We start from the raw sequence: 16,567 nt of genomic DNA, 5'->3' as shown, positions 1-16,567 counted from the left end.
GAAACGACGCTTGATCGCGCGTTGCAGGATGGACGGATGACGAACCTCAACGCTCTTCTCGGGGTGGTCGCATGACCGCCGCAGCGTGGACGATCGCCATCATCGCGATCCTCATCGTGGCCGCCATCGCCGTGCGCACGTTCGGCTCCCGCGAGTAGCGACCGACACCGCTCGACCGGCCGTCACCGGGCCTCGAGACCCGCCAGCGCGCGGTGGGTCCGGCTGATCTGCGCCCAGGACGCGGGCGCCGGACGAGCCGGTCGTGCGTCGAAGCCCCGCGGGAACCCGTTCGCCTCGGTCGTCGCGGGGCGCTGCCGCGCGTAGATCCAGGCGTCGAAGAAGGACCCGAGGTCCTCCCCCGACTCCTCCTCCGCGAGCGCGACGAAGTCGGCGGTGGAGGCGGCGTCGTGGCGGTGCTGCGTCGCCCACGCGCGCAGGACCGAGAAGAAGGCCGGCCCGCCGATGCGGGTGCGTAGCGCCTGAAGGGTCATCGCGCCGCGGTCCAGGACCGCGACGTCGGACTCATGGTGAGGACCCGGGTCGCCGACCGCGGTCCGCCAGAACGCGCGGTCCGCGGCGTGGTCGTCCCAGGCCGCCTCGAACAGCTGTCGGCCGGTCCCCTCCCCGTGCCGCTCCGACCACCGCCACTCGAGGTAGGACGCGAACCCCTCGCTGAGCCAGACGTCGCGCCAGGTGTCCAGTGACACCGAGGCACCGAACCACTGGTGCGCGATCGCGTGGACGACGGGGTAGACGCTCGGGCCGCCCCGCCAGAGCCCGCGAGCGTAGACCGGCCGGGTCTGGCTCTCGACCGCGAACCGGGAGCCCACGGCAGGGGCGACACCGCCCATCGAGCCGAACGGATAGCGGCCGAGCTCGCGGGACCCGAACGCGACGACCTCCGGCGTGCGGGCGATCGCCGCGGCGGCGTACCTCCCCTCCCGGCGGCCGCCGGGGGCGACGGCGGTGACGACCGGGACGCCGTCGACCCGGGTGCGCGTAATGTCGAGCTGGCCGACCACGAAGAACGCCAGGTACGGCGCCATCGGGTCAGACTCGCGCCAGTGCCACGTGCGGTGCCCGCGCCGTGCCCGGTGCGACACCAGGATGCCATTGCCGACCGCCTCCAGGCGCTTGGCGACGGTGACGCGGACGTCGTAGGTCGCCTTGTCGCGCGGGTGGTCGTTCGAGGGGTACCACCACGCGGCGATCTCCGGCTTGCCGGCGGCCACAGCGCCGTCGGCGGTGCGGATCCACGGGGACGCGCCCTCGGACCGGACCTTCGACGGCACCCCGCTGTAGGTCACGCGCACCGTCATCGCCTGGCCCTCGCGCAGCGGCCGCGAGGGCGTCACGACCAGCTCGTGCTCGCCCTGCCGGAACGTCGCCGGCTGGTCGTTGACGTGCACGCTTCTGACCGGAAGGACGAAGTCCAGGTCGAAGCGCGAGAGCGCCTGCGTCGTCCGGGCGCGGATCCAGGTGGTGCCGCGGAGCCGGTCGGTGCGCGGCACGTAGGAGTCCTGGATGTTGTAGTGCTCGACGTCGTAGCCGCCGTTGCCGTAGTCGGCGTAGTAGGGATCGCCGATCCCCCGCGATCCCGGCGATCCCTCGACCGATCCGGCCGTGGTTGCGGCACCGGCGGCTCCGGCCGGCAGCAGGAGCGCCAGCCCGACCGAGGCGGCGACGAGACGTGCGCGTGCGTGTGAAGGCATGTGTCTTCCTCCCGAGAACGGGCCACCCCGTGTGACCCGGGCGGAAGAAAAGCACGACTCGCGGACCGTCCGCTCGCGCTCTCCACAGGCCTCGGTGGCGAGGCCTCAGAGAAGGCGGGAAGACGTCAGCTCGCGCAGGTGCTCGGCGCCGGCGCCCCCGCGAACCGCGAGGCCAGCCACGGCATCGCGCTGGTCAGGAACGCGAGACCGGTGTTGCTGTGGTCGAGCCCCTGCATCTCCTGGTACTGCACGGGCACGCCCTGGCGGCAGTACTCCGCGGCGAGCGCCGCCTGGTCGGCCGCGATCATCACGCCGTCGCCGGTGCCGTCGGAGTTCCCGGCCATCATGTACATCGGCGCGCTGGGGTGGCCCGGCACCGTGCCCATGACCAGTCGGTCGAGGAGACGCCGGAAGACCGGGACGTGCAGCAGGTCGGCGTACCGCGGCTTCATCAGGCGCTTGATCGTCAGGTTCGGGAACTCACCGGAGAACTCGCCGATGCACTGGTGCGACTCCGTCCGCACGACCTTGCGCCCCCACGTCGACAGGTAGGGCCGCAGGTCGATGCCGTTGGCGCGGCTGATGCCGATCATCGCGGCGGGGATGACGTCGGACCACTCGGGCGTGCCGTCGATGTAGGGCAGGTTGTGCTTCATGTTCACCGGCAAACCGCCCATCGCGGTGCCGACCAGGTTCATCGACGGCGCGTGCCGCGGCTGCAGCTCGCTCGCCCAGTCGGCGGCGATCGAGCCGCCGGAGTAGCCCAGCATGCCGACCGGCGTCGCGCGGTCGAGGTGGAGCGCCTTGATCGTCGCGGTGATCCCGTCGAGCGCGCTGGTCCCCGACTCGGGACCGGCGACGTAGTCGAGCCGCTGGTTCTCGAAGTCCGGCACCGTGACGATGTAGCCCTCGGCCCGCAGCGCCGCGACCGAGCCCTGCTCGAGGTCGGTCAGCTTCTGGTTGGGCTGGCCGGGGTTCCCGCCGCGCAGCGTGTACGACGGGTTGCACTTGGTCGACAGCGCGTCGTAGAAGCTCAGGTACGCCGCCAGCCGCGGCGCCGCGGTCCCGGTCACGGGCTGGATCACCGTGGTCACCGTCGCGACGGCCCGGCCGCGCATGTCGCTGGTGCGGTAGAGGATCTGCAGCGCCGGCAGCGGGGTCTCGTTGGTGTCGAGGCCGACCGTGACCTCCCGCGTCCTCAGCGGCGCGCCCGGCGCGTACTTCCGGAGCGGCTTGGCGCCGTCGTACTTGTAGAACGGGTCCTTGTTCGGCCGCACGAGCGTGCTGGCGGTGTCGGCTCCCTCGGCGGGCGCGACAGCCGGCGCGAGCGTGGCGGTCGACGCGAGCACGGTCGCGAGTCCAGCGATGACGATCCTCAGACGCACGATGCATCCCTCCATGTCGTGGTGCCAGGACCAACGACGCGGAGGGCGCATCGTTACCGGGCAGCCCTGGCGCTCACACCCGGACGACCTCGAGCAACCCCAGCTCGGCGAGCACATCGAAGTCGTCGTCCTGGGTGACGACGGGGAGGTTGCGCGAGACCGCCACGCTCGCGATCCAGAGGTCGTTGACGCCGATCCGGCGACCCGCTTCGTGCAGCACGACGCGCAGGCGCGCCCAGGCCGCGGCGGCCGGCGCGTCGATCGGCAACGGGACGATGGATGCGGCTCGTTGAGCGGTCCGGAGGCGTCGCGCCCGGATCTCCGTCGTCGTCGCAGACAGCACGCCCGCCTCCAGCTCCGCGAGCGTGACGACGCAGATGAGGCTTTCGTCCGGCAGCTGGTCGAAAGCCAGGTCGCGGCCACTCTCGGAGGCGATGAAGACGCTGGTGTCCAGCAGCCCCGAGGCCGTCACTGGAGCGAGTCGAGGTCGTCGGTCGTCTCGCCGGCGAGCGCCCCGAGCTCGGTCCGCAGCCCGGCGTCCGCTTGTTCCGCTGCCAGCCAGGAGGACAGGTCCGCCCGCCGCCAGGAACGGGGCCGCGCGTCAAGGGGTGGGTGCAGCTCGGCCACCACCTCGCCGCGCACCGTCACGGCGACGACGCCACCCTGACCGACACGGCGCAAGACGTCGGCGGTGTGGTTGCGCAGGTCGCGACTGGCCACGGCGTCCATGTGGCAGAACATAGCATTTTCTGCACACTCACGAGCGCCGTCGGCCGAGATCGACCACCGTGCCCGCGCCGCGAGCGCGAGCGCGGGCGGCGGGCGAGTCCCGTCGGCGACGAACCAGTGCGTCGCGGTCACGGTCGATCGCCTCCTGGTACGCCAGTGGCGGCTCGTCCCAGGCGTCACCGGCCCGCAGCACCTCGGTGGCGACGACGTTGTCCGTCACCGTGATCGCGAAGAGCTCACGCGTGTCCCGCCGGCAGCCGACGATCATGCCGTTGAGCCGGTGGTCGAAAGTGAACTCCGCCAGCTGGTGGTGGCGCTCCTTCTCGGCCAGCGCGCCGGGCGCGAGCAGGTGGTCGATCAGGTACCGCAACCAGGCCACGGGTTGGTAGAACTTCTCGTTGCCGTCGTAGGCGAGGCAGCAGCCGCTGCCACAGATCGCCCACTGGCAGTAGAGCTGCGGCTTCCCGGGCGCCAGCGCGTTGTACCGCTCGTTGGGCACGCCCTCGTGGTCGGGAGCGAGCGGGTTGCCCGGCACGTCGTACGCCGAACCGCCCCGGTCGAAGTGCCGGGCGTGACGGAACGCCTCCAGGTAGGCGATCTCGCCGGCGTTGAGGTGCGGCTCGATGTCGACGTGTCCGATGAAGTCGGTGGTGTAGCCCATGGTTCTCCCCGAGTCGTGGTGGTCGAGGACCAGCCTGCTGTCGTACGCCGCTGCGCGCGAGGGCCGTCCCCGGGCCTGTGGACAACCGACGCGGCCCACCCCGTGAGAGGGGCACAGTCGCACCATGGAGATCGAGCCCACCGACGTGCGCAGTCCCGCCGAGCTGATCGAGGAGGTGGCCGACCGGGTGCCCTTGGTGGGAGGTGCGGCGTACGCGGTCCTCGTCCACGATCCCTCCGGACGTCAGCGCGTGCGAGCGATCGAGGAGCTGCGCTGCGGCTCCGTGATCGACGACTACGAAGGAGCCCGCGACGTCATCGAGGCGGTCTGCACGAAGTGGGACGACGGTCGCTGGCACTCGCCGAGCGAGCTGAAGGTGGTCACGGTGGTCGTGCGGGAGGGCCTCTGCGTGTGGACACCCGTGGAGTGGGCGTGGTCGAACGCCTGGCGGTACGCCGCCACCGGCTTCTCTGGCGGTGACCTGATCACCGTGACCGAGCACGGCTGGTACGACTTCATGACCAAGCATGCCGACCACCAGCCGGCCCGGGTCGAGACCCGCGTGTCATGATCCCGGAGGCGCACGGCATGGAGGGTGTGACGGGGAGGGTGTGAGAGCGCGTCAGCCGGCGACCTCCGCGATGCCGGCGAGCAGCCGGTCGACGTCGTCGTCGTTCGTGTACGGCGCCAGGCCCGCGCGCACCGCGCCGCTGTCGCCGAGGCCGATCCAGCGGGACGCCTCGATCGCGTAGAAGTTGCTCGCCGGGGCGTTGACGCCCGCGGCCGCGAGGTGCTCGTAGACCTCCCGACCCTCGTGGCCGTCGACGGAGAAGAAGACGGTCGGCGTGCGACACGTCGGCGCGCCGTGCAGGCAGACGCCGTCGGTGCCGCGCAGCCCCTCGAGCAGCCGCGCGAAGAGCTGCTCCTCGTGCTCCTCGACGGCCCGCATCGACTCCCGCACCCGGGTCCGGCGGTCGTCGGCGGACGAGGCGAGACCCGCGATGTAGTCGACCGCGGCGGTCGTGCCGGCGAGCACCTCGTAGGGCAGCGTGCCCAGCTCGAACCGCTCGGGGACCTGGCTCGACGACGGCAGCAGCTTGTCGGGGTGGATCCGTTCCAGCAACTCGGGCGAGGCGACGACGACACCGTGGTGCGGACCGAAGAACTTGTACGGCGAGCACGCGAAGAAGTCGGCGCCCATCGCCGCGACGTCGACCGGGGCGTGCGGGGTCAGGTGCACGCCGTCGACGTACAGCAGCGCACCCGCCTCGTGGACCGCCTCGGCGATCGCCGGGATGTCGGGCCGGGTGCCGAGGACGTTCGAGGCGCCGGTGACGGCGACCAGCCGGGTCCGGCCCGACAGCTGCTCGCGGACGTCGTCGACGGTGAGCTCGGCGGTCTCCCGGTCGAACCCGACCCAGCGGAGCCCCGCCCCCGCGGCCTCGGCCGCCTGCACCCACGGCCGGACGTTGCCGTCGTGGTCGAGGCGGGTGACCACGACCTCGTCGCCCGCACCCCACTCCTTCGCGAGCGCCCGCGCGACGTCGTACGTCGCCTGCGTCATCGACCGCCCGAACACCACTCCCCCGGGGTCGCAGCCCAGCAGGTCGGCCACCGCGGCCCGCGCGGCGACGACGACCTCCTCGGCCCGCTGCTCGGCGGCAGTGACGGTGCCGCGGTTGGAGATCCCCGACGTCATCGTCGTCGCCATCGCCTCGGCGACCTGGCGTGGCACCTGGGTCCCCCCGGGGCCGTCGAAGAAGGCGACGCCGGCGTCGAGTGCCGGGAAGTCGCCGCGGATCCGGGCCACGTCGAGGGTCATGGGCCCATCATGTCCGGTCCAGCCGGCGCCCCGTCGTGGCCCACTCCTGGAACGGGTACGAGGAGGACATGAGCACCACCATCGCCGTACGCCGGGTGCGCTCGACCGCCCGCGCGCACCCCAGCCTGTTCCTTGCCGTGAAGGCCGCGCTCGCCGCGATGCTGGCGTGGCTGGTCGTGCAGCCGATCGGCGACTTCGCGTCGGGGTACGCCTACTACGCCCCGCTCGGGGCGCTCACCGTGGTCTCGACGTCGGTGGCCGCGTCGGTGCGCGACTCGTTCCAGGTCGTCGTCGCGATCCTGCTCGGCGCTGTGCTGGCCCTGGTCGCCCTGGTGCTCCCGGTCCCCGCACCGCTCCCCCTCGGCGTGGCCGTCGTCGCGGGGAGCCTGCTCGGCGCCTCGGGCATCGCGGGCGTGATGGGCGCCTGGATCCCGCTCGCCGCGATGTTCGTGCTGGTCGCCGGCAAGGGCGACCCGATCGGCTACACCGCGGCGTACGGCGGGCTCACCGCTCTCGGCGCGCTCGTCGGCGTCGGGGTCAACCTCGTGCTGCCGCAGATGCCGCTCACCCCCGCCTCCCGGGCCCAGGACCGCCTCCAGGCGCAGCTCGCCGACCAGCTCGACGAGCTCGCGACCGCGCTCGAGGAGGAGATCGTCGGCGAGACGGACTGGAAGGCGCTGCGCAGCTCGCTGGCACGCACGGCCCGCCAGTCCGAGGACCTCAGCGCCCGAGCCCGCGAGGCCCGGCGCGCCAACTGGAAGGCCGCCCGGTGGGCCGACAGCGCGGACCGGCACGACTCCCGCGCGCAGGCGCTCCAGCGGCTCACCGGCTGCGTCGACGAGGTGATCGAGCTCGTCGCCGACCAGCGCAACGAGATCCGGCGCGACGACCCGACCTCCGCCGCCCTCCGCGCCTCGACGGCCGTCGCCCTGCGCCGGGTGGCCGCGCTGCTCCGCGACCCCGACGAGCTGGACGGTGCCCGCGACGCGGTCGCCGACCTGCACGCACGGGTCGCGGGCCTCCAGGGCACCACCGGCGACCACCACTTCGCGGCCGCCGCGATCAGCCTCAACCTCGAGCACGCCGTCGACGCGTGGACCTGAGGGGCAGGATGGAGAGGTGCTCGACGGTCTCTCGCCCGCGCGGCGCCGCTTCGTCGGCGCGATCGTCGTCCTCGCGCTCGTGCTCGCGGTGGTCGGCGCCGCGGCCTACCTGCTGTCCCGCCCGGACCCGGTGCAGCCGGTGGCCCAGGACGCGGCCGGGCCGGTGCTGCTCGTGCCGGGGTACGGCGGCTCGACGACCGGCCTCGACGTGCTGGCCGCCGGGCTGCGCGACGACGGGCGGGACGTCACGGTCGTCCAGCTGGCTGGCGACGGCACCGGCGACCTGCGCACGCAGGCGAAGGTCCTCGACGAGGCGGCCCACCAGGCCCTGGAACGCACCGGGGCGGAGTCGGTCGACGTGGTCGGCTACTCCGCCGGCGGCATCGTGGCGCGGGTCTGGGTGGCCGACCTCGGTGGCGCCTCGATCGCCCGTCGGGTGGTGACGCTGTCCTCGCCCAACCACGGGACCCAGCTCGCCACGCTCGCGTCGGGACTCGGCTCGACCACCTGCCCCGCCGCCTGCCAGCAGCTGGCCACCGGCAGCGACCTGCTCCGCGCGCTGAACGACGGGGACGAGACGCCCGCCGGCCCGCGGTGGGTCGCGATGTGGACCGCGGACGACGCGACCGTCGTGCCGCCCGAGTCCGGCGTCCTGGACGGCGCGACCAGCTTCTCGGTGCAGTCGGTCTGCCCGGGCCTGGAGGTCGGCCACACCGACGTCCCGCAGGACCCCACCGTGCTCGCGATGGTCGCCGACCAGCTCGACCGGGAGACCCCGGGGGCACCGGACGGCTCGGTGTGCGCGGCCGTCAGTCCGTGATGTCCTTGGTGGCGAAGTTCGCCCACGCGGCACCGAGGAACACCACGACGTACACGCCCTGCAGCAGCACCCCGCGGGTGACGTCGCGCCAGAGGATCGGGTCGCGGAAGAGGTCGACGAAGGCCAGCCAGTAGCGGGTCGGCAGGTAGGGCTGCAGCGCGTGCGCGGCGTCGATCGTGAGCAGCAGCGTCGAGGCGACCAGGACGGCCATCGTGCCGAGCGCCGCCCCGAGCGGCGATCGCAGCGCGGTGGACAGGAACAGCGCGATCGCGGCGACGCCGAGCATGCAGAGCATCGCGTAGGCCAGCGCCAGCAGCGTCCGCTCGACGAGCTCGGGCGTCGTCAGCGTGCTGCCGGAGACGCTCGCCACGCCCGCGGTCGTGTCGTTGCCGAGGAGCAGCGTGCCGACGACGTACGCCGTGGCGGCGACGACCAGCACGGTCAGGACGACGAACGCCATCACGCTGACCAGCTTTGCGACGAGCAGCCGGGTCCGGCCGACGGGGCGCACCAGCAGGTAGCGCAGCGTCCCCTGTTGTGACTCACCCGCGATCGCGTCGCCGGCGGTGACCGCGACCGCGATCGGCAGGAAGAGCGGCAACACGATCGCCAGCGCCGCGAGCGGGAACAGCGCGCCGTCGGTGAGGACCGCGGAGAGGAACGCCGGGCCGTCGCCGGGCCGCGGCCCGAGGTCGGTCACGGCTAGCAGCACGCCGACCAGCGTCGGCAGCGCGTCGATGAGCAGGATCGTGGTCCAGGTGCGGCGGCTGCGCACTATCTTCTGGAGCTCGACGCCGATCATCGGGTCACCGCCCGGTCGCCGCTGCCGGCGGTCGCGCGCAGCACGACCTCCTCCAGCGTGTGCCGCTCGGCCGCGAGCTCGACGACGGGGACGCCGGCCGCGGTGAGCTGGGCGTTGAGCTCGGCGGCGTCGGCGGCGCGCACCCACAGGCGGTCGCCGTCCTGGCGCTCGACCACGCCGTCGAGGACCGCCCGCGCCGCGGCGACGCTCGAGGTGCGGACGACGACCCGGCCGGTCGGCTGCTGGAGGTGCACGAGCTCCTCCTGCAGGACCAGGCGGCCGCGGTCCAGGACGCCGACGCGGGTGCAGGTCTGCTCGATCTCGGCGAGCAGGTGGCTGGAGACGAAGACGGTCGTCCCGCCGGCGTTGAGCTCGAGCAGCAGCTCGCGGATCTCGCGGATCCCGTGCGGGTCAAGACCGTTGGTGGGCTCGTCGAGGACGAGCAGCCGCGGGTGGCGCAGCAGCGCGGTGGCGATGCCCAACCGCTGTCGCATGCCGAGGGAGTACGCGCGCACCGGGCGCTTGTCGATGCCGTCCAGCCCGACGCGGGTGAGGGCGTCGTCGATGCGCCCGGCCCGGGTGGCCCGCGTGCCGCCAGGGCCGCCGGCGTCGGAGAGCGCGAGGTTGGCGCGACCCGAGAGCTGGGGGTACGCCGCCGGGCCCTCGACCAGCGCGCCGACCTGTGGCAGCACCTGGCGCCAGCCGCGCGGCATCGGCTCGCCGAGCACCTCGATCTCGCCGGACGTGGCAAGGACGAGCCCGAGCAGCATTCGCACCGTCGTGGTCTTGCCGGAGCCGTTGGCGCCGAGGAACCCGTAGACGTCGCCCTCGCGGACGTCGAGGTCGACGTCCTCGACGGCGGTGATCGGGCCGAACCGCTTGGTCAGGCCGTGGGTGCGGATCACTCGTCGTCCTCGTAGTACGTCGTGTGGGCGACCAGGTCGCGCGCGGCGGCCCGGAGCGTGGCGGCCGTGACGGTCCCGGTGACCAGCCAACCGCCGTCGCCGTCCTGGCCGGTGACGAGCACGCCGAGGGGTCCGGCGGCGACGAGGACCCCCTCGTCGACCTGCGCGGCGTCGGGGCTGTTCCCGAGCTGCTCGCGCAGCGGGTCGGCCTCCTGGTGGCGCAGCGGGATCGCGATCAGCTGGGCCAGTCCCGCGCCGTAGACCCCGACGGCGCCCTGGGACGCCGAGGCCATCGCCAGCCCGCCGACCCGGTCGGGCGGTCGGAGGGGTGCGTACTGGTTCGCCGCGTCGGCGATGTCCAGCACGTCGTCGTACGAGACGTGGGTGCCGACGGGTGGCTCGAAGGCGGTGCGGGACGCCGCCGGGGTGGCGGCGGAGAAGTCCCGCATCTCGGTGGTGAACGCGGCCGCGCCCGAGCCGGCGCCGTACACCTCGACGCGCAGGGCGACGCCGCTGTCGGGGTCCGCCCACAGGTCGACGTGGTCGATGCTGGACTGCGGCTGCGCGGGCCGGACCCGCAGGCCGGGTGCGGCGACCCCGGCCACCCGCTGCGCCGGCAGCCGGCTCACGTCGCGGGCGTCGACGTCGTCCAGGACGCGCGCGGCCAGCACCGGTGGCAGCAGGTCGGCGGTCCGGGGCAGCCGGATGTCGGGGTCGCGGCTGACCCGGGCGCGCTCGGCCTCGTAGCTCCACTCGGTCGTGTACGGGTCCTGGTGGACCAGGTCGGACTCCCCCGCGGTCTCGAGCTGGTCGACCCGCCAGTCGTCGGCCGAGCGCCACCAGACGCGCAGCCGGGTGTGCCCGGAGAGGAGGGCGCCGACGTCGGCGAAGTCGTCCTGCACGGGGAGCTGCAGACTGCCCTGGGTCTCGACGTACCCGGACCACGGGTGGTCCTCGGCCGCGGTGACCTCGGCGAGCAGCTCGGCGGCGCTCACGTCGGAGTCCGGGGTCGGCCAGGCGGCGACGGCGACGGGCGTGCCGACGACCAGCAGCACACCGAGCGCGACGACGCTCCACCGGCCGAGAGGGGTCATACGTGTGGACGGTACGTCGCGTCCATGAGAAGTCCTCGTCGAGCGGTGCGGTGCCCGGGTCGACCTGAGGCCGACCCGGGCACCGTGGTCACTTCCGCTCGAGCCGGTTCAGCACGGCGTGGGTGTGCTGGATCGTCGCCCACGAGGCCGGGACGGCGACGCGCGCGGACGAGCGCGGGTCGAAGCCCGGCGGGAAACCGTTCTCCTCGGTGACCGCAGGGCGGTGCGCGGTGTAGAGCCAGGCGTCGAAGAACGACGCGAGGTCCTCGCCGGACACGGTCTCGGCGAGCTCGATGAATTCGGGGACCGAGCCGTTGCCGTACTTGCGGTCGGCGGCCCAGTCGCGCAGGACGGTCATGAAGTCGTCGTCGCCGATCCGGGTGCGCAGCGCCTGCAGCGTCATCGCGCCGCGGTCGTAGACCGCGCCGTTGAACTCGTTGTGCGCCCCCGGGTCACCGATCTTGACCTTCCAGAAGTCGTCGGCACCGCTGTAGTAGTTCCAGTACTGGCGGAACAGCTGCTTCGCGGTCCCGTCGCCGTGCTTCTCCGACCAGAGCCACTCCGCGAAGCTCGCGAAGCCCTCGTTGAGCCAGATGTCGCGCCAGTTCTCGACCGACACCGAGTCGCCGTACCACTGGTGGGCGAGCTCGTGGACGACGACGTAGATGTTCGGACCCTGGCTCCAGAACCCGCGGGTGTAGACCGGGCGGGTCTGGTTCTCGAGGGCGAACCCGAAGTCGGCCGCGGGGGCGACGCCACCCATCGAGTAGAACGGGTAGGCGCCGAACTGCCGGGACTCGAAGCGGATCACCTTCGGTGTGCGGGCCAGGTCGCGCGCGGCGTACCTGCCCTCGCTGCCACCGTTCGCCGCGACGGCGGTGATCACCGGGAGCCCGTCGGACTTCGACCTGGTGATGTCGAACTGGCCGACGACGAAGAAGGCGAGGTACGGCGCCATCGGGCTGAGCTCGCGCCAGTGCCAGCTGCGCTTGCCGTGCCGGACCTTGTCCGAGACCAGGCGGCCGTTGCCGAGGACCTCGAGGCTCTTGGCGACGGTGACGTGCACGTCGTAGGTCGCCTTGTCGCGGGGGTGGTCGTTGGAGGGGTACCACCAGGCCGCGATCTCCGGCTCGCCCACGGCGGCGACGCCGTCCAGCGTGCGGATCCACGGCTTGATGCCCTCGGAGCGGATCTTGCCGGGCACGCCGGCGTACTTCACCTCGACGATCATCACCTTGTCGGCCGGCAGCGCCGTCTTCGGCGTCACCACCAGCTCGTGCTTGCCCTGGGTGAAGGTGGCCTTCCGGTGGTTGACCTCGACGCTCTTCACCGGCAGCACGAAGTCGAGGTTGAAGCGCGACAGCTCCTGCGTCGTGTGCGCCCGTATCTTGGTCCGGCCGGCGAGCCGGTCGGTCTTCGGCACGTAGGACACGTGGATGCCGTAGTGGTCGACGTCGTAGCCGCCGTTGCCGTAGTTCGGGTAGTAGGGGTCGCCGATCCCGCGCGCCCCCTCCGTCCCGCCGCCGGCGGGCACCGCCTGCGCGACGCCGACGGGCAGCAGCAGCGCCAGCCCGACGGCGACCGCGGTACGCCGTGCGCGTGTGTGTGAAGCCATGTCTCATCCTCCCGAGAAAGTCCGGTCACCTTCGGTGATGTGACCCACTCGGCTAGACAATCACAAGGCCCTGACAGCCGGCGACGGGGATCCCGCCGCCGGCCGGCGCACGCTCAGGCCTCGGCCTCCTGGGCCTCCTTGGCGGCCGCCTTGATGTCGTCCGCCTCGACCTTGTCGATGGCGGACGACACGATCGCGTCGGCGCGCTCCAGCGCCTTGCGGATCTTGACGGCGCCGGGGTCCGAGACCAGGGCGAGCAGGCCGGAGTGGCCCGGCGGGATGGCGTTCTCGAGCTGCTGCTCGAGCTCCTTGTGGTGGTGGCGCTGGCGCAGCTTGCCGGTGAGGGCGCCGGCGCCGCCGACGACTGCGGCGCTGCCGAGGATCGAGGGCGGGAAGATCACGCCCAGAGCGATACCGCCGACGATGCCCCACTTGAGCCCGGACTTCGTGCTGTGGTCGGTCGCCTTCTGGACCTCGAGCTTGCCCTCGGCCGAGCGGCTCACCACGATGACGCCCTCGATCTCGACCGTGCGCCCGTCCTCGACCGACTTGAGGGCCTCGTAGGCCTCCCAGGCGAGGCTGGTGTCGCTGAAGTCCGCGACGAGCAGCGTGTAGGCACCGTCGGTGACGGCGGCCGCGCTCATCTCGAGGTCGGGGGTGTTGCTCTCGTCGGTCATGTGCAGAACTCCTTGATTCGTGGTGGAGTCCTCACTCTGGAACGGCCGGTGCCGCCAGGGATCACCCGGTACGGGTGGACCCGCGGTTGCGTCCACGACGACACTGACCTCCCCAGCTGCTACCTACCGCCGCGGCTCCGGTCGGCCTGACAAGCTGCACCGATGGATGAGGGTCTCTACGAGTCACTGCTGACGGCGGACCTTCGAACCCGCCTCGAACTCGTGAGCAACTTGACCGCTGCGGAGCTGGCCGTCGACGCGGCCGACGAGCCCCACGTGGTTGCCCGGCACGTGGCCGAGGTCGTTCGCCGGCACCTCGAGGGCACACGAGACCGTGAGCAGCGAGTTGCCATCGTCAACGCGCTTCTCGAGGCACTGGACTCAGGCGAAGTAGTGGATCCACCTGTCCGCCAGCTCGCGTCGCTCACGCCGCCGAGCGCCGTCCGCTATCAGAGCAGGCCCAAGACACCACTCTCTGAAGCCGCACTGCTCACGAACGCTCCGGACGAGCCGAGCCTGGCAGCCGAGCTGCGAGCAGAGATGACGTCAGCCGACTCCGTCGACCTCCTGTGTGCCTTCGTCCGCTGGCACGGCGTCCGACTTCTCGAGCAGGACCTCCGTGGTCTACGCGACGCGGGCGTCCCGTTTCGCGTCGTCACGACGACCTACCTCGGATCAACCGAGCGGCGGGCGTTGGACCGGCTGGTCCGCGAGTTCGGCGCCGAGGTGCGGGTGCAGTACGACGCCCAGCGGACGCGACTCCACGCGAAGGCCTGGCTGTTTCGGCGCAACACCGGCTACGACACGGCGTACGTCGGGTCGTCGAACCTGTCCCGCGCCGCGCTGCTCGACGGCGTCGAGTGGAACGTTCGACTCTCCAGCGTCGCGACCCCGAGCCTGCTGCACAAGTTCGAGGCGACGTTCGACTCCTACTGGAACGACGGCAGCTTCGAGCGCTACGACCCCGACCGGGATCGCGACCGGCTGGATGACGCCTTGCTGGAAGCACGTGGCGGGGGCAGCAACGATCGCGTCACCATCACGCTCTCCGGCCTCGAGGTCCGCCCCTACGTCTACCAACAGGCCATGCTCGACGAGATCGACGTCGAGCGAACCGTCCACGGTCGACACCGCAACCTGGTCGTGGCCGCGACGGGCACCGGCAAGACAGTGTTGGCCGCGCTCGACTACCAGCGGCTCGCCCGGCCCGACGCCGGTGGCCCACCGAGCCTCCTCTTCGTCGCTCACCGCAGGGAGATCCTGGAGCAGTCGCTACGCACGTACCGCGAGGTCATGACCGACGCGAACTTCGGAGAGCTATGGGTTGGCGGAACGCGCCCGGAGCGCGGCCGCCACGTCTTCGCCAGCGTGCAGTCGCTCAACTCGCACGGAATCCAGAACCTCCCGCCGGACGCCTTCGAGATCGTCGTCATCGACGAGTTTCACCACGCTGAGGCGCCGACGTACCGGCGGATCCTCGACCACCTCACGCCGAGAGAACTGCTGGGCTTGACCGCGACACCCGAGCGCGCCGACGGCATGGACGTCCGCGACTTCTTCGACGGCCGCATCGCCTCGGAGCTGCGGCTGTGGGACGCGCTCGAGTCGGATCTGCTCTGCCCGTTCCACTACTTCGCTGTCGCTGACAACACCGACCTCTCGAGCATCAGCTGGAGGCGCGGACGCTACGACGAGGGCGAGCTCGACAGGGTCTACACCGGCAATGACGCGCGAGCAGCCGTCGTCCTCCGGGAGCTCGAGGACAAGGTCTCCGATCTCGGCGCGATGCGCGCCCTCGGATTCTGCGTCAGCGTTGCGCACGCCCACTACATGGCACGGGTCTTCACGGAGGCAGGCATCACGGCAGCCGCCGTCAGCGGCGACACATCGCAGGCGGATCGGCAGCGGGCGCTTGCCGATCTGCGAGCCCGCAGGATCAACATCCTCTTCGCGGTCGACCTGTTCAACGAGGGCCTCGACATCCCCGAGGTCGACACCGTGCTCTTCCTGCGCCCGACCGAGAGTGCGACCGTCTTCCTCCAGCAGTTCGGCCGCGGTCTGCGGCGTACCCGCGACAAGGCAGTCCTGACCGCGCTCGACTTCGTCGGTCACCAGCGGGGCGAGTTTCGCTGGGACGCGAAGCTTCGGGCCCTGACCGGTCGCGCTCGCGGCGAGCTTGTGAAGGACATCCAGGAGAGCTTCCCGTTCCTCCCATCGGGAAGCCAGATCGTGCTGGACCGGGTGTCCCAGGCCCTGATCCTCGAGAACGTGAAGTCGCAGGTCTCCCGTCGCTGGCCGCAGGTCGTCCAGGACCTGCGCCACATCGGCGACACGGGTCTTCCCGACTTCCTCACCCGCTCCGGCCTGACCCTCCCCGACGTTCTACGAGGTGGTCAGAAGTCCTGGACGCAGTTGCGGGTCGACGCCGGCCTTCCCGTTCGAGTCCGCGGCGAGGGCGCGGTCAAGCTCGCGAAGCGAGGACGCGCGCTTGCCCACGTCGACGACCCCGACCGGGCTCGCGCCTACCTGCGGCTCCTTCGCGACGACTCCCCGACGTACCGCTACCTACCCGAAGCGGATCGGCGCTACGCGCGCATGCTGTTCTTCTCGCTCTGGCCCGACGGCGGTGGGTTCAGCTCGTACGACGACGGTCTGGAATCCCTTCGCGCTGAGCAGGCCGTCCGCGACGAACTGGCCGCGATCATCGCGATGGGCCTCGATCGGGCCGGCCACGTGACGACGGCCGTCGGCGGACCGCTCACGGCGTACCCCCTCCGCACACATGCCCGCTATCAGCGTGAGGAGATCCTCGCCGCAGTGGACTACGCCTCGTTGGAGAGGAAGCCGACGAGCCTCATGCAGGGCGTGGCCTACGCCGCGGAGGCGAACGCCGACCTCCTGATGGCGACGCTCAAGAAGTCCGAGGCCGACTACTCGCCCACCACGATGTACCGCGACTACCCGATCAGTCCGACCCTCTTCCATTGGGAATCACAGAACGTCACGACCGTCGCCTCCCCGACGGGGCAGCGCTATCTCGACGGCTCCAGCAACGTGCTGATGTTCGTGCGCGAGTCCCAACAGGACGAGTTCGGGACGGCGCCGTACCTCTTCCTCGGTCCGGTGCACTACGTCAGCCACCAGGGCGAACGTCCCATCGCCATCACCTGGAGACTTGCGCACGCCATGCCGAGCGACTTCTTCCAGGCGGCGACCGTGGCCGTCTCCTGAGCCCACGGGCG

Annotated in this window: 15 protein-coding genes; 4 read left to right on the top strand and 11 right to left on the bottom strand. The window is 71.7% G+C overall.

Annotation, left to right across the window (positions count from 1 at the left end; all coding sequences use genetic code 11):
- Positions 1-182: 182 nt before the first annotated feature.
- From ACILQ5_RS13040 to ACILQ5_RS13020, 5 genes are all read right to left on the bottom strand, one after another.
- On the bottom strand, positions 183-1,712 hold the full coding sequence (locus tag ACILQ5_RS13040) for a M1 family metallopeptidase (RefSeq protein WP_395658438.1): 1,530 nt from the start codon (positions 1,710-1,712) through the stop codon (positions 183-185).
- A 125-nt stretch (positions 1,713-1,837) separates the two neighbouring features.
- Positions 1,838-3,097, bottom strand: coding sequence for a lipase family protein (locus ACILQ5_RS13035; RefSeq protein ID WP_395658437.1), 1,260 nt, complete (start codon positions 3,095-3,097; stop codon positions 1,838-1,840).
- Between the two features lie 73 nt (positions 3,098-3,170).
- The gene (locus ACILQ5_RS13030) at positions 3,171-3,569 is read right to left on the bottom strand and encodes a PIN domain-containing protein (RefSeq protein WP_395658436.1); all 399 of its coding nucleotides are present in this window, start codon (positions 3,567-3,569) and stop codon (positions 3,171-3,173) included.
- Entirely contained in the window at positions 3,566-3,826 is a 261-nt protein-coding gene (locus ACILQ5_RS13025) for a type II toxin-antitoxin system Phd/YefM family antitoxin (RefSeq protein ID WP_395658435.1), read from the bottom strand. The genes ACILQ5_RS13030 and ACILQ5_RS13025 overlap by 4 nt, the downstream gene beginning before the upstream one ends.
- Positions 3,827-3,854: 28 nt before the next feature.
- A complete protein-coding gene (locus ACILQ5_RS13020) occupies positions 3,855-4,487 on the bottom strand; it encodes a hypothetical protein (RefSeq protein ID WP_395658434.1) in 633 nt (210 codons plus the stop codon).
- Between the two features lie 124 nt (positions 4,488-4,611).
- Here ACILQ5_RS13020 and ACILQ5_RS13015 point away from each other — a divergent pair, with 124 nt between their 5' ends.
- Positions 4,612-5,058 (top strand): hypothetical protein, encoded by a 447-nt coding sequence (locus tag ACILQ5_RS13015; RefSeq protein ID WP_395658433.1) that lies wholly within the window; start codon positions 4,612-4,614, stop codon positions 5,056-5,058.
- Between the two features lie 51 nt (positions 5,059-5,109).
- Here ACILQ5_RS13015 and ACILQ5_RS13010 read toward each other — a convergent pair whose 3' ends face one another.
- Positions 5,110-6,309: a cysteine desulfurase-like protein gene (locus tag ACILQ5_RS13010; protein WP_395658432.1), complete on the bottom strand. Its 1,200-nt coding sequence runs from the start codon at positions 6,307-6,309 to the stop codon at positions 5,110-5,112.
- Between the two features lie 68 nt (positions 6,310-6,377).
- Between ACILQ5_RS13010 and ACILQ5_RS13005 the strand changes: the two genes are divergently transcribed.
- Positions 6,378-7,412, top strand: coding sequence for a hypothetical protein (locus tag ACILQ5_RS13005; protein WP_395658431.1), 1,035 nt, complete (start codon positions 6,378-6,380; stop codon positions 7,410-7,412).
- A gap of 16 nt (positions 7,413-7,428) precedes the next feature.
- Entirely contained in the window at positions 7,429-8,232 is an 804-nt protein-coding gene (locus tag ACILQ5_RS13000) for a lipase family alpha/beta hydrolase (RefSeq protein WP_395658430.1), read from the top strand.
- On the opposite strand, the gene ACILQ5_RS12995 is transcribed toward ACILQ5_RS13000, so the two are convergent.
- From ACILQ5_RS12995 to ACILQ5_RS12975, 5 genes are all read right to left on the bottom strand, one after another.
- Entirely contained in the window at positions 8,222-9,034 is an 813-nt protein-coding gene (locus tag ACILQ5_RS12995; protein ID WP_395658429.1) for an ABC transporter permease, read from the bottom strand. The two genes, ACILQ5_RS13000 and ACILQ5_RS12995, sit on opposite strands and share 11 nt — an antisense overlap.
- Positions 9,031-9,939, bottom strand: coding sequence for an ABC transporter ATP-binding protein (locus ACILQ5_RS12990; protein ID WP_395658428.1), 909 nt, complete (start codon positions 9,937-9,939; stop codon positions 9,031-9,033). Before ACILQ5_RS12990 ends, ACILQ5_RS12995 begins: the two co-directional genes overlap by 4 nt.
- Complete coding sequence (locus ACILQ5_RS12985) at positions 9,936-11,033, bottom strand: hypothetical protein (RefSeq protein ID WP_395658427.1); 1,098 nt, start codon at positions 11,031-11,033, stop codon at positions 9,936-9,938. Before ACILQ5_RS12985 ends, ACILQ5_RS12990 begins: the two co-directional genes overlap by 4 nt.
- An 88-nt stretch (positions 11,034-11,121) precedes the next feature.
- The gene (locus ACILQ5_RS12980; protein WP_395658426.1) at positions 11,122-12,648 is read right to left on the bottom strand and encodes a M1 family metallopeptidase; all 1,527 of its coding nucleotides are present in this window, start codon (positions 12,646-12,648) and stop codon (positions 11,122-11,124) included.
- A gap of 113 nt (positions 12,649-12,761) precedes the next feature.
- Positions 12,762-13,325: a DUF1269 domain-containing protein gene (locus ACILQ5_RS12975; protein ID WP_395658425.1), complete on the bottom strand. Its 564-nt coding sequence runs from the start codon at positions 13,323-13,325 to the stop codon at positions 12,762-12,764.
- Between the two features lie 162 nt (positions 13,326-13,487).
- Here ACILQ5_RS12975 and ACILQ5_RS12970 point away from each other — a divergent pair, with 162 nt between their 5' ends.
- On the top strand, positions 13,488-16,556 hold the full coding sequence (locus ACILQ5_RS12970; RefSeq protein WP_395658424.1) for a DUF3427 domain-containing protein: 3,069 nt from the start codon (positions 13,488-13,490) through the stop codon (positions 16,554-16,556).
- Positions 16,557-16,567 lie beyond the last annotated feature (11 nt).

Origin of the sequence: Nocardioides sp., assembly GCF_044226305.1 — a bacterium.
GTDB lineage: Bacteria > Actinomycetota > Actinomycetes > Propionibacteriales > Nocardioidaceae > Nocardioides.
This window is presented reverse-complemented; position numbering and strand designations above follow the sequence as displayed.

Coding starts and splice junctions, on each gene's coding strand:
- ACILQ5_RS13020 (WP_395658434.1), bottom strand. CDS start 4,487: ATGGGCTACACCACCGACTTCATCGGACACGTCGACATCGAGCCGCAC.
- ACILQ5_RS12985 (WP_395658427.1), bottom strand. CDS start 11,033: ATGACCCCTCTCGGCCGGTGGAGCGTCGTCGCGCTCGGTGTGCTGCTG.
- ACILQ5_RS12970 (WP_395658424.1), top strand. CDS start 13,488: ATGGATGAGGGTCTCTACGAGTCACTGCTGACGGCGGACCTTCGAACC.
- ACILQ5_RS12980 (WP_395658426.1), bottom strand. CDS start 12,648: ATGGCTTCACACACACGCGCACGGCGTACCGCGGTCGCCGTCGGGCTG.
- ACILQ5_RS13025 (WP_395658435.1), bottom strand. CDS start 3,826: ATGGACGCCGTGGCCAGTCGCGACCTGCGCAACCACACCGCCGACGTC.
- ACILQ5_RS13015 (WP_395658433.1), top strand. CDS start 4,612: ATGGAGATCGAGCCCACCGACGTGCGCAGTCCCGCCGAGCTGATCGAG.
- ACILQ5_RS13010 (WP_395658432.1), bottom strand. CDS start 6,309: ATGACCCTCGACGTGGCCCGGATCCGCGGCGACTTCCCGGCACTCGAC.
- ACILQ5_RS12995 (WP_395658429.1), bottom strand. CDS start 9,034: ATGATCGGCGTCGAGCTCCAGAAGATAGTGCGCAGCCGCCGCACCTGG.
- ACILQ5_RS13040 (WP_395658438.1), bottom strand. CDS start 1,712: ATGCCTTCACACGCACGCGCACGTCTCGTCGCCGCCTCGGTCGGGCTG.
- ACILQ5_RS12975 (WP_395658425.1), bottom strand. CDS start 13,325: ATGACCGACGAGAGCAACACCCCCGACCTCGAGATGAGCGCGGCCGCC.
- ACILQ5_RS13005 (WP_395658431.1), top strand. CDS start 6,378: ATGAGCACCACCATCGCCGTACGCCGGGTGCGCTCGACCGCCCGCGCG.